The 13,993-nt window shown below is 65.8% G+C and carries 3 protein-coding genes; all 3 read left to right on the top strand.

The window, feature by feature from the left end; genetic code table 11:
* The first annotated feature begins 94 nt into the window (after window positions 1-94).
* The 3 genes from RQG77_RS06015 (at window position 95) to RQG77_RS06005 (ending at window position 13,993) form a co-directional block, all read left to right on the top strand.
* Window positions 95-2,917 carry a helicase-related protein gene (locus tag RQG77_RS06015; protein ID WP_311243921.1) on the top strand — a complete coding sequence of 941 codons (2,823 nt, stop codon included), beginning with the start codon at window positions 95-97 and terminating at the stop codon, window positions 2,915-2,917.
* A gap of 403 nt (window positions 2,918-3,320) precedes the next feature.
* Window positions 3,321-7,616, top strand: coding sequence for an Eco57I restriction-modification methylase domain-containing protein (locus tag RQG77_RS06010; protein WP_311243920.1), 4,296 nt, complete (start codon window positions 3,321-3,323; stop codon window positions 7,614-7,616).
* Window positions 7,613-13,993 carry a DEAD/DEAH box helicase gene (locus RQG77_RS06005; protein WP_311243919.1) on the top strand — a complete coding sequence of 2,127 codons (6,381 nt, stop codon included), beginning with the start codon at window positions 7,613-7,615 and terminating at the stop codon, window positions 13,991-13,993. The genes RQG77_RS06010 and RQG77_RS06005 overlap by 4 nt, the downstream gene beginning before the upstream one ends.

Raw genomic sequence — 13,993 nt, 5'->3', positions numbered from 1 at the left:
TCTGACGAATCGACAAATTCTCCGACTCCGATCAGATCGATACGATGGCGGAGAGCGGATCGACCGCCGGCCAGTTCAGGGGAGGGACGAAGTCGTGAGCCCTCTCAACGTTGCACCCGGCTCGATCGTCACGGTTCGCGATGCGGACTGGCTCGTGACCAAGGTCGATCCCACGCAGGACGGCCTCCTGATCGAGGTCACCGGACTCTCCGAGTTGGTCCGTGACACTCGCGCTGCCTTCTACGAAGGCCTCGACGACATCGCGCCGCTCGATCCGCGAGCGGCACGGCTGCGCTCCGACACGTCTCCCGGGCACCGGAGCACCCGCCTCTGGCTCGAATCCACCCTGCGCCGCACGCCTCTCCCTCTCGGCGAGGGCGACCTATCAGTTTCGACGCGAATGCTCACCGACACCCTCGGCTACCAACGCAGCGCCGTGCGCAAGGCTCTGAGCTCAGAACAACTCCGTCCGCGCGTCCTGCTCGCTGACACCGTCGGCCTCGGAAAGACGATCGAGATCGGGATGATCCTCTCCGAACTCGTCCGTCGCGGACGCGGCGAGCGCATCCTCATCGTCACCCCGAAGCACGTGCTCGAACAGATGCAGTTCGAGATGTGGACGCGCTTCGCCCTTCCGTTCGTGCGCCTCGACTCCGTGGGCATCCAGCGCGTGCGTCAGAAACTGCCCGCCACCCGCAACCCGTTCAGCCTCTACAAGCGCGTGATCATCTCGGTCGACACGCTCAAGCAGGACCGCTACCTGAATCATCTGCGCCGGCAGCAGTGGGATGCGGTCGTCATCGACGAGTCGCACAACCTCACCGGCGTCACCAAGAACAACGCCCTCGCCCGTGTTCTCGCCCCGAACACCGAGGCCCTGATCCTCGCGTCGGCCACTCCCCACAACGGTCGCAAGGAGTCGTTCGCCGAGCTCATCCGCCTTCTCGAGCCCACCGCCGTCTCCCCGAACGGTGACGTGGATCCGCAGGCACTCGATCGCCTCGTGATCCGGCGGCACCGTTACTCAGATGAGGTCAAGCGTGAGGTCGGAGATCAGTGGGCGGAGCGCAAGGAGCTGCAGCATCTGGTCGTCGCCGCGTCACCGGCAGAGGATGCCGTCGCCGACGAGCTGGCCGAAGTGTGGCTCTATCCGAAGGTGAGCACCCCCTACTCGGGCGATAACAAGGGCCTCTTTCCTTGGACCCTCGCGAAGGCGTATCTCTCCAGCCCGCCCGCGCTTCTGGAATCCGTCCGCAACCGCATCCGCACCCTCGGCGAGGCAGGCACGCTCGAGCAGAACCGGGAACTCGAAGCACTCCGGCGTCTGGAGTCGCTGGCGAGGGACAGCGCCGAGGGCGAGTCGGCCAAGCTGACGAAGCTCGTCGCGTACCTCAAGCAGATCGGAATCGCGCGCGGTTCGGCCGAACGTGTAGTCATCTTCTCGGAGCGAGTCGCGACCCTCCACTGGCTGCGATCCCGCCTCCGTGAAGAGCTCAAGCTCAAGGACGACCAGGTCGAGATCCTGCACGGTGGCCTCTCCGACGTCGAGCAGCAGGCCGTGGTCGAATCGTTCAAGCAATCGTCGTCACCGATCCGTGTGCTGATCACCGGCGACATCGCGTCGGAGGGTGTGAACCTGCATTCGCAATGCCACGAGTTGATCCACTTCGACATCCCGTGGAGCCTCATCCGCATCGAGCAGCGCAACGGCCGCATCGACCGCTACGGCCAGCAGCACCCTCCCCAGATCACCACGATGCTGCTGAGCCCGTCGAACCAGCGATTCTCCGGCGACATGCGCGTGCTGCAGCGTCTCGTCGAGCGCGAGAACGAGGCACACGGCGCGCTCGGCGATGCGGCGGTACTCATGGGGGCGTATAGCGTCGCCGCCGAGGAGAAGGCGATCGAGCAGGCGCTGATGAAGGGCGACCCGATCGACGAAGTCGTCCCGGGAGTCACCGACCTCACGGGCGACTCCGACGACCCGTGGCGAGCGTTCCTGCAGGGATACTCCGAGTCGACCCCCACCGCGGTCTCCACCGCCGTCGACGACGGCGGCACCACCGACCTCTTCGAGTCGGATGCCGACTACCTGCAGTCCGCCTTGCATGAGGTGTTCGAGACACCGGCCGAGAACCTCGGTGCAGGCGGCGTGGACTGGAAGGTCCACTCCGGATACGGCATGGTCGAGCTCAGCCCCACCGACGACCTGAAACAACGACTGACCGTCCTGCCGCAGAGCTACCTGCAGGAGCGTAAAGTGCTCGGCGATATGAAGCTCGCGACCACCGAGACCCGGGCCAAGGCCTCCCTCAAGGACGCCCGTGACGACACTTCGGAGCGACAGAGCCTGTGGCCCGACACGCACTATCTCGGGCCACTGCATCCCGTACTCGACTGGGCGGGAGATCGCGTCCTCGCGAAGCTGGGCCGCAACGAGGTCTTCGTCGTGCGCGGTGACGTGTCGGTGCCGACCGTGCTGCTGCTCGGCACACTCAGCAATGCCCGAGGTCAGGTAATCGCGACGAGCTTCGTGACGGTCGCTGGCGGGATGATCCACCCCTATGCGAGTGCGGGAGAGGCGCTCGCCGACCTCGGCATCACCTCGGCGCACACGAACCCGGGTGCTGTCGAGAGCGTCGAGGCACTGCAGGATCTCATCCCGCGGGCTGTCGACCGGGCCGTGGCACATCTCGACGTGACGACCGAGGCCGCGGCGGCGGACGCTCGCCGACGCGTCGACGAATGGTCCCAGCGGGTGGAGTCGTGGATCGAGACGTCGGGTGACCTCGTCCAGCGTGCGGATCTCAAAGGTCGCCGCTCCGCCGTGAAGGACGAGGAACGCACAGCGCGTTCGATGCTTCCCTCGCGACACCTCGCCCGCCCGCTGCTCGTCGTCGTCCCTGAGGAGGCCTGAGATGCCATCGGATGCGTTCATCGTCGGTGAGGACTGGATCAGCGAGCACTACTTCAACAACGAGTCCGCGAAGCAGTCGTTCCAGGGCCGAGTCATCGCCCGCCGCAAGGACTGGGACGAGCGCGAGAGCGCTGGAGAGAAGACGCCGCGGTCGCGTTTAGCGGCGGCAGGAGCTGCACTCACGTCGCTGCTCTCCACCATCGACACGGGTGCTGACGGCGATGCAGTGATCGAGGTCGATGCGGACCGCCATCGAAGCGAGGTCCTGGCTCCCCTCGCCGCCGCCCTCGGTTACGAGGATGCTCGTTGGCGGCGCGAGACGAACGGGCCGATCACGCTGCTCGCTCCGAAGGACGCCACCGAGGTCTCAGCTGCCCTGGTCTTCGCTCGCCCTGTCGCCGACGTGGTCGATCTCCTGTCGAAGAACAGGCCGGCACTGCTCGAGCCGTTCCTGCCGGAGGACGAGACCGACGCGGCCGTGTCGGTGGCGCGAGCTCTCTCGTGGTTGTTCACGAGTGACGACGCCCCGGCGTTCGCGGTGGTGCTCAGCGGAGCGAAGGCACTCGTCGTCGAACGCGAGCGCTGGGCCGAAGGTCGCTACCTCGCCGTCGATCTGCAGCTCGTGCTCGACCGCAACGAGGTGAAGAAGCGGGGTGGCGAGTTCGATCGTGCCGTCGCTGCGCTCGCCGCGGAGTCGGTCTCACCCGACGTCGACGGCACCACGTGGTGGACCGAGACGCTTGACGACTCGGTCAAGCACACCGTCGGTGTATCGAAGGATCTCCGTGACGGCGTGCGGGAATCGATCGAGATCATCGCCAACGAGGTCGTGCGCCGCCGTGCCGCGCAGGGACTCGACCCGTTGCCCTCGAGCGAGGCGAACACACTGGCCCGGCAGTCGCTGAGATATCTCTACCGCGTGCTGTTCCTGCTGTTCGCCGAAGCATCGCCCGAGCTGCGTGTGCTTCCCGTCGGTGCACCGGAGTACGCCCTGGGGTACGGCCTCGACCGGCTGCGCGAGCTCGTGCTCGTCGAGCTCGGCGAGGAATCCCGCCACCGCACTCACCTGCACGAGTCGCTCGACACCCTGTTCCGCCTCGTCGACGCCGGCCATGAGAAGTCGACCGCTACCGACGCAGATCTCCCCGAAGGACTCGAGTTCCATCCGCTGAGCGCCGATCTGTTCCGACGAGAGTCCGTCGCGCTGATCGATGCGGCGAAACTCGGCGACGGAGCTTTGCAGCGCGTGCTCTCGCTGCTGCTGCTCACTCGCGAGGAGCGGACCAAGAAGGGCGGGGACCGAGGCTTCATCTCCTACGCTGACCTCGGCATCAATCAGCTCGGCGCCGTGTACGAGGGCCTGATGTCGTACAGCGGCTTCTTCGCCGAGACCGATCTGTTCGAGGTGGCGAAGGACGGCGACTCGTCGAAGGGCTCGTGGGTCGTGCCCGTCGAGCGCGCGCACGACATCGCGAAGCAGCACTTCGTGATGACCGAGGATCCGATCACCCACGAGCGGGTGCAGCGGCGGTATCGAGGAGGCGAGTTCGTCTTCCGGCTCTCCGGCCGTGAACGCCAGACTTCGGCCTCGTATTACTCTCCCGAAGTCCTGACGAAGTTCGTCGTCGGCCAGGCACTTGAGGAACTGCTCGATCAGGAGGGTCACACCACATCGGCCGAAGAGATCCTCAGCCTGAGCGTGTGTGAGCCCGCACTCGGCTCGGGTGCGTTCGCCATCGAGGCGGTACGCCAACTCGCCGATGAGTACCTCAGCCGACGCGAGCGGGAGGTCGGCGAACGCATCGACCCCGACGAGCGTCCGCGCGAGCTGCAGAGGGCCAAAGCCGCGATCGCCCTGCATCAGGTGTACGGGGTCGACCTGAACGCGACCGCCGTGGAACTCGCCGAGATCTCGCTGTGGCTCGACACCATGGTCGACGGTCTGCAGGCGCCCTGGTTCGGCCTGCGCCTGCGGCGGGGTAACTCGCTGATCGGTGCCCGGCGAGCGGTGTACTCGTCGCAGCAGGTCAGTGACAAAGCGTGGCTCAAGGACGTGCCTACGGATGTACCAATGGCCTCACTCGTCGACGACATGCGGGAGGGCCGGATCGGCTCGGCGACGAGCGGGCGGGTCCATCACTTCCTCTTGCCCGCCGAAGGCTGGGGTGCAGCCGTCGACGCGAAGGAGGGTAAGGAGCTCGCTCCCGAAACACACGCGAAGCTCCGCGTCTGGCGCAACGAGATGCGCAGGAAGCCGTCGAAGAAGCAGCTCGATCGTCTGCTCGGTCTGAGCCATCGCGTCGAGGTGCTGTGGCAGTTCACCCTGCGTCGTCTGGAGATCGCCGAGTCGCAGGTGCGACGTGAGGTGACGCTGTGGAACGACCCGCGTGATGCTCATGAGCCCGCAGCTGCAATCACGCGCGACGACATCGAACGTTTCCTGAAGGATCCGAACGGCGCATACCAGCGCCTTCGTCGCGTGATGGACGCCTGGTGCGCAATGTGGTTCTGGCCGCTCACCGACTCCCTGACGGATGGCGCAGCGCCGCCGACGTTCGATGAGTGGCTCGACGGCCTCGCTTCGCTCCTCGGTGTGCACGCCGAGGTGAAAGCTCCGAAGCGTGCGTCGGAAGGCGCACAGACTCTGGGCCTTCCGACGAACTGGCATGACCTCGATGCAGCGGAAGAGGTGGAGCTCGGCTTCGCGCAGGTGGAGAATGTCGACGCCGCCCTGGCGAGTCATGGGTGGCTGCGGGCCTCAGAGAACATAGCTCGCGCGAACGGCTTCTTCCACTGGGAGCTCGACTACGCTGGCGTTTTCGCGCACGGCGGCTTCGATCTTCAAGTTGGAAACCCGCCGTGGGTACGGCCCGATTTCGATGCAACTGCATCTCTCGCCGAGCACGACGTGTGGTTTGCGCTAGCGACTAAACCTACGACAACCGATTTCAAAGCTCATCGCGAGGGAGTTTTGTCCGGTGACGAAGCATCGAGGCTGCATGTCGATGATTCAACAAATGCCGTCGCCGTTCGCACCTACCTGAGCGCGATTACGAACTTTCCCACCCTTTCCGGACTACGGCCTGACCTGTACCGCTGCTTTATGGAGTTGACCTGGAACCACCTGAGCCCGCGCGGCGCGGTCGGACTGATCCATCCCGAGTCTCATTTCACAGACGAAAATGCCGGTCTACTTCGCGAGCTTACCTACGCACGACTTCGCCGACACTGGCAGTTCGTTAACGAATTGTCGCTGTTCGAGATTCATCACGACACAGCCTTCGGAGTTCATGTCTACGGGAAACCGAGTGCCACCGACTTTATGACGGCTGCCAGCCTCTACCATCCGGAAACGGTACTAGGCTCACTTCGGCACGACGGAGGTGGCCTTGAACCCGGTATCAAGGATGCCGAGGGGCGTTGGGACGTGCGGGCACATCGCGGGCGCATTACTCATGTGGATGATGACACCCTTCGAACATGGCACCGTCTCCTGGAGGAGCCGACGACCCGCGTACATCGCACACGCATGATTAGCGCCGTGAATTCGGCCACCGCATCGGTGCTTGCGAAGCTTGCAGGTGCCCCCCGATTGGGAGCTCTCGGACTAAGTTTTTCGCAGGGGTGGAACGAAACCACCGATTTTAACCACGGCTTCTTCACGAAGTCGTGGGGTGAAGTTGATTCCTGGAGTCAAGCCATCCTACAGGGGCCGCATTTGTTCGTCGCAAACCCTTACTATAAGTCGCCGAATCGCGAGATGCGGCACAATCTCGATTGGTCGCCTGTTGATTTGGAGTCACTCTCACCCAGCGCCATGCCCGTCACCTCGTACAAACCCTCGAAGCCACGCGCCGAGTACGATTCCTCGTATACGCACTGGGGTGCTGAACGCCAAGCCGCCCGTGATTACTATCGAATCGCTTGGCGTAACATGGCGAATAACAAAAACGAACGCACCCTGATTGCGGCTGTGATACCGCCTGGGGCAGCTCACATCCATGGAGTGTCTTCGGCCGGAGGCGTGAGATCGATGGCTGCCGTGATGGACGCCGCCACCATCATGACAACTCTCGTCGCCGACATGAGTGTTCGGACCTCTCCGAAGAGCGGTATCCGCGTAAGTACGGTGCAGCGGCTGCCCCACCACATTCACCCTGCACTGCTCACTGATGCTCGCACGAGAATGGTTCGACTCGTTTGCCTCACGTCCGCGTACAGCGAACTCTTCAGCGGCGTAGGTCTCGGCAAGCCACCGAGGGAGGTGGGATGGATCGGCGGCATTTCATATCCTGAGCGACCAGAGCTCGGAGACCTTCCAGCGGAATGGACGCCGGACGTCCCCCTCCGCCGAGCATCTGACCGACGCCAGGCGCAGGTCGAGATTGACGCCATCGTCGCACTCTCCCTCGGCATCACCGCCGATGAACTCTGCACGATCTACCGCACCCAGTTCGCCGTTCTCTACGGCTACGACCGCAACACCTACTTCTACGACGCCAACGGGCGACTCGTCCCGAACGAGGTGCTGAAGGTGTGGCGGCAGAGGGGCGAAGCGATCTCGCAGGAGGAGCGAACCGCGACGAACGCGTCAGGAAACACCTACGAGTACGACCTGCCGTTCGTCACGCTCGACCGTGAGGCCGACATGCGTCAGGCCTACGCCCACTTCGAGAAGATCCTGCAGGAGCGCTCATGAGCGAACTGCTGCCCTCGCGTGAGGCGGTGCAGGTCCGCGAGGCTTTGACCGACTACCTCACCACGACCTTCGCGCTGTCGGATGTCGACGCTCAGCGCTCGCTCACCGAGTTCCTCACCGATCCCGGGGCCGGCATCTTCCGCGGTCCATTCGTCCGGGCGCGCATCCCGTTCCGTGCGGCAGAAGAAGGATGGCGGGAGACACTCGACTGGTACGAGGGCCACACCCCATACGGCCACCAGGCCGATGCGTTCCGTCGTCTCAGCAGCTCGAACCTGGGAGAGCAGCCCGACGGATCGGTGAAGGAGCATCCCCTTCCGACCCTCGTCGTCACCGGTACCGGGTCGGGAAAGACCGAGGCGTTCCTATATCCGATCCTCGACCACGTGCTGCGCGCGAAAGCGGCGGGCGCAGATGGCGTGAAGGCCCTCATCCTCTATCCGATGAACGCACTGGCGAACGACCAGGCGCGACGCATCGCCGAGATGATCCGCGGACATGACGCGCTCAAGGGCGTGCGCGCGGCGCTCTACACCGGTGAACAGGCGGGTGCGAAGCGCACACGAGTCACCGACGACGGCCTCATCAATCACCGCGAGACGATTCGCGACGATCCGCCCGACATCCTGCTCACCAACTACAAGATGCTCGATCAGGTGCTGCTGCGCCCGGCCGACCGCGCCCTCGTCGAGGCGATGAGCCAGGGCCTGCAGTACCTGGTACTCGACGAGTTCCACACCTACGACGGCGCGCAGGGCACCGACGTCGCGATGTTGCTGCGGCGACTCGGGCTCGCGTTGCGTCGCTCACGCGGTGACGCGCGACCTCTCGACGCCGAGTTCGAGGCCTTCCCCCTCGGCGACGTGACACCGATCGCGACCAGCGCGACTCTCGGTGACGACGGCGACCCGTCGGGCATGCTCGCGTTCGCCGAGACCGTGTTCGGCCGACCATTCGACACCGAGAGCGTCCTCACCGAGACCCGGCAGTCGGCGCGCCTGTGGATCCAGAACGCCCGCGCCGCCGGCCGGATTCCGACGACCCCGGCGGCCGGCATCAACAATGCTCTCGCCACGGCTGTCGCCGAGGCCGATATCGCGGAGGATGCATCCTCGTCGGAGATCGCCGCAACAGTGCTCGACCGTCTGTACCCGGCATCCACCGATCCTGACGTGGCGTACACACCCGTCGAATGGGCGGATCTACCGGACGAGGACCTCCTGGCGAGCGTCGCTTCCCACCCCCTGATCCACTCCATCGCTCAGGCCGCTGACAAGTCGATCTCGATCGACGACCTCGCCGATCAACTGCTGCCACGCGGCCTCGGGACCGACGAGACGTTCGAGTCACGGCGCGATGTGCGACGCACCTTCCTCACCCGCGTCTTCGCGATGCTCAGCCATGTGCGCGCGCGAGTCGGCCGGGCTGCATTGTCGATCGACCTCAATCTCTGGGTTCGCGAACTGACCCGCATCGACCGGGCCGCCTCGCCCATCGTGCGTTTCTCGTGGTCGGATGACGGGCCGAGCGATGCCTTGCTCGACGACGGTGAGTTCGCCGTCTTCCCGGCGATCTACTGCCGTCATTGCGGCCGCAGCGGCTGGGGCGTCGAGCTCGCACCGACCGGCAACGAACTTTCGGCCGATGACGAGAGCATCCGTCGCAACCACGCCTCACGCGAGACGCGCAGTCGCTTCCGGGCACTGCTGCACGCTCCAGGCGAAGCCGAGTCCTTCGAGGCCGGTACCCCCGTCGCGGGCTTGGCCTGGTTCGATCCCGAGTTGCGTCGCGTCTCGGCGACGCTCCCCGAGGATGACGACGGCACAGCGGTCTACCTGCCGGTCCTGACTCTGACCGGTGATGACGCGAGCGACGACTCGCGCGACGACGTGTGTCCGGCCTGTCAGCGCCGTGACGGCATCCGCTTCCTCGGGTCGGCCATGGCGACGATGCTCAGCGTGATCGTGACCACGCTCTTCGGCGACGCGCAGCTCGACCGTGCGGAGAAGAAGGCCCTCATCTTCACCGACAACGTGCAGGATGCCGCGCATCGGGCCGGATTCGTGCAGAGCCGCGCGCACGTGTTCGCGCTGCGCAACGCCATTCGGCAGGCGGTGGGCGATCAGCCTGCTCCGCTCGACGAGATCGTCACCCGCATGGTGCAGCAGGCAGGCGACGACCCTGACGCCAGGTATCGCCTCGTGGCTCCCGAGCTCGTGGAGCGCGAGGACTTCGCGCCGTTCTGGTCAAGCGACACTCTTCGCCAGGTGCCGACCCAGGTGCGCACTCGGATCAACCGACGCCTGCTTTTCGACGTGGCGATGGAGTTCGGACTGCACTCCCGCGTCGGACGCACGCTCGAACTCACCGGCAGCCTGGCGGCAGGCGTCGACGCGTCCGACGCCAAGCTCGAGGCACTCGGCCGGAAGGTGTTGGTGGACGGAGGCTCGGAGACCCTCGAAGGACTGTCGGCTGCCGACGCGGAGCCGGCAATCGTGCTGCGCTGGGTGCGCGGCGTGCTGGAGCGCATGCGCGAACGCGGTGCCATCGAGCACGAGTGGTTCGCGAAGTACATCGCCGAAGACGGTCGTCGCTGGAACGTGTCGGGCGGACGCCCCCGCGGGACAGGCATGCCTGCGTTCCCACCCGGGCGAGAGGCGCCTGCCTTCCCGCGCGTCGGACCCCATGCGCCGACGGGCACGGACGGGCACCGCACGCATCTCGACGTGGTGTCGTCGTCGCAGAGCTGGTTCGCCACGTGGGCGCGCAAGACGCTCTCGGTCACCGCGTCCGAGGGGTCGACACTCACTGCCGCGCTGCTGGCCTCTCTGACGAAGGACGGGCTGCTACACGCAGTGAACATCGCGACCGGATCCGCCACCGTCTACGCCATCCCCCCGGCATCCGTGATCGTGGCGCCGGTGACCGACGCTGAGCTCTTCTATGGACGAACCCGACTCGTCTGCGACGTCTGCCAGAACCCGGTCACGGGCCTTCCCTCCGCTGTGGCGGCTCTGCGCGACGGGCCGTGCATGTCGGCGCGGTGCCCCGGCAGGCTGCGCACGGCGCAGACAGGTCAGAACTACTACCGCGGCCTGTACGACGAGGGGCAGATGCGACGTGTCGTCGCCCGCGAGCACACCGGTCTTCTCGACGACGATCTGCGGCTGCAGTACGAGAACGCCTTCAAGTCCTCGGACGAAGACCCGTCCGCACCGAACGTGCTGGTGGCCACCCCGACACTCGAGATGGGCATCGACATCGGCGACCTGTCGACCGTGATGCTCGCAGGTCTGCCGCGAACCGTGGCCTCATACCTGCAGCGGGTCGGCCGCGCCGGACGCCTCACGGGCAACGCTCTCTCGATCGCCACGGTCACCGGTCGCGGCGACCAGCTGCCCCGCATGGGTGATCCGCTGTCGGTCATCAACGGCGCAGTCCGCCCGCCGGCCACCTATCTCGACGCCCAAGAGATAGTCCAGCGGCAGTACATCGCGTCTCTGCTCGACCGACGCACCGGGGCCGGGCTCTTGACACAGACCGACACGCACGACGTGTTGGCGTCGAGCGAACGCGGCACCCTCCTCGGTGATCTGGTCGACGACGCGGACGGCCATCACGAGCAGTACCTCGAAGAGTTCCTCGCGACCCTGCCCGGGATCGCGCCCACGACAGCCGAGCGGCTGCGTGCGTTCGCGGCACCCGTCAGCGGTGGCGGAACATCGCCACTCGTCGACACGGTGCGCGATGCGGTACAGCGCTGGAACAAGCAGATCGACGTTCTGACCTTCCGCCGCAAGGAGATCGCCGACGCGATCCCTGATCTGGAAGCCGCCAAGGATCTCGGCCTCGAGCCGGACGCCGAGGAGAATCTTCGCACCGCGAGGATCACCCACCGTATGCTGGGCCGCCAGCTGAACGAGCTGCACACCGACCATTGGGTCGCTTCGCTCGAGCGATTCGGCCTTCTGCCGAACTACACCCTGCTCGACGACTCGGTGACGCTCGACGCCGCGATCTCGTGGGTCGACCCCGAGACCGGGAGCTGGCAGGAGGATCCGGTGAGCTATCAGCGCGGCGCCTCGGTCGCGATCCAGGAGCTCGCGCCCGGCGCCTACTTCTACGCTCAGGGCTTGGAGATCGAGATCGACGCCGTCGATCTCGGTCCCGGGGGCGAAGCCGTGCAGGAGTGGGCGTTCTGCGCACGATGCGGCCATGGGCGCAACCTCGTGGCAGGAGACGGGCTGAACATCTGTCCACGGTGCGGGGCGAAAGGACTGAACGACGTCGCCCAGCGACTTCGCGTGGTCGAACTCGACACGGTGTCGGCCATCGCGCGCCGCGACGAGGCGTCGATCAGCGACCGCAGCGACGAGCGCCGCCGCACGCGCTTCACCGTTCAGGTCGCTGCAGATCTCGACCCGGCCGGCGTGGCCAGGCGCTGGTTCGACGACGAGACGCATTTCGGTGTCACCTACGCGCGCGACCTGACGATCCGATGGCTCAACCTCGGACGACAGAGCGCTGGCGGCGAGGCACGGCTCATCGCCGGTCGGGAACATCACGCTCCGCTGTTCCGTGTGTGTGACACGTGCGGCAAGCAGGACTCGCAATCGGGTGGAAATCGCCCGAGCGATCACCGTTCGTGGTGCGTTCGGCGCCGGGAGACCCGGGAGCACACGATCGCGCTCGCGCTCAGCCGCACGCTCGTCACGCAGGGAACGTTCCTGCGTCTCCCCATCGGGATCACGCTCGGCGACTCGCTCGCCGTGCCGAGCCTGGCGGCCGCGCTGATGCGTGGGCTACGCGAGGTCATGGGTGGCGACCCCGATCATCTTCGCGTCATTTCGACGATCGAGCCCGTCGGTGACGACACGACCGCGGAATCCCTGCTCGTGCATGACGCGGTGCCGGGTGGCACGGGCTACCTCGCCGAACTCGCCGATCCGGATCGAATGTTCGAGTTGCTGTCGACGGCGTGGAGGATCGTCCGCGACTGCGAATGCCGTAGCGAGCAGCGCGCCGCCTGCCATCGGTGCCTGTTGCCGTATGCGAGCGGGAACACGAGCGTCGTCTCGCGGGCGAGCGCCGAACAGGCGCTCGCGAAACTGCTGCGCGTGGGTACCGATGGTGAGCCCCACGCATTCGTGCCCGTCGAGCAGGACCCGGGAGTCGTGCTCGACGAGTCCACGATCGAGCAACTGTTCAGGATGCGCTTCATCGAGCGAGCACAGAAGCTCGGCGGAACCGTGAAGGAGAAGCCCGGGGACTGGGGCAACAAGGTCCAGGTGAGCTTCCCGGGGGACGCGCGCCTCTGGAAGCTGAGCCCGCAGGTGTCGCTCGGATTCACGAAGCCTGACTTCGTCCTCGAACAGCACGGCGGCGGAGCCGAACCCATCGCGATCTACACCGACGGGAAGGCATTCCACGCCAGCATCCTGCACAATAAGCTCGCCGAAGATGCCGGGAAGCGGGCGCTCGCACGCAACGGCGGACACCGGGTGCTCGCGGTGACGTGGGCCGATCTGCAGGACGACGACGCGCTGCCCCACGACTGGATCGACCCCGGCTTCGCCGAGCGGATCGCTCCGATGTATCAGCTTCCGCTGGTGCAGCTCGACCGACTCCACGCCGATCCGTTGACGACGCTCATGGAGTGGATGCAGGACCCGGTCGGGGAGGCGAAGCGCCGCGACAAGATCGCTCGTGCTCTCCCCATGATGACGAGGAGCGCCGGTGGTCCGGCGCCCGCCGTCACGCCCGTGAATGCGGCATCCGCGGTGATGCGGGGGGCTGCCGATCCGGCTTCGGACGACTCGATGATCTGGGTCGTGGATCGCGGTGCTCTCGTCCACGCGACTCGGATGGGCGATCAGGGCGCATCGGAGTTCGCCCTGATCATCGACGACCGAGACGCTGCTGTCGGCGCCGAGGGTTTCACGGACGCATGGCGACTCTGGTTGCATCTGTCGAACGTGATCGGTTGGCGACACGATCTCAGCGCTGTCGAGATCCTCGCGCTGTCACAGGTCGTCGACGCGGGCGCTGACGCTGGCTCGACGGGCGTGCTCGGGCAAGTCGACTTCCCGCTCGCGAACGTCAGCATCGAATGGAAGACACTCGCCGAGGGCGCCACCTCCGCGGAGAAGATCCTGATCGCCGCGTTCGCCGCCGCCCCCGGCATCCCGATCCCGAAGATGGGACTCGAGTTGGGCGACGGCATCCCGTTCTCCTTCGTCTGGGAGGATGAGCGCGTCGCGACTGCCTGGGGGCTCGATGATGACGATCGAGAGTCCCTCGCGTCACTCGGATGGACCGCAGTGGAACCCGAGGCGGATGCGGTCATGAATGCCCTCGCATCTTCAGGAAGGAACTGA

The sequence above is a fragment of the Microbacterium sp. WCS2018Hpa-23 genome, assembly GCF_031843845.1.
Taxonomy (GTDB): Bacteria; Actinomycetota; Actinomycetes; order Actinomycetales; family Microbacteriaceae; genus Microbacterium.
This window is presented reverse-complemented; position numbering and strand designations above follow the sequence as displayed.

Excerpts from the sequence above, each read along its gene's own strand:
- RQG77_RS06005 (WP_311243919.1), top strand. The coding sequence starts at position 7,613 with ATGAGCGAACTGCTGCCCTCGCGTGAGGCGGTGCAGGTCCGCGAGGCT.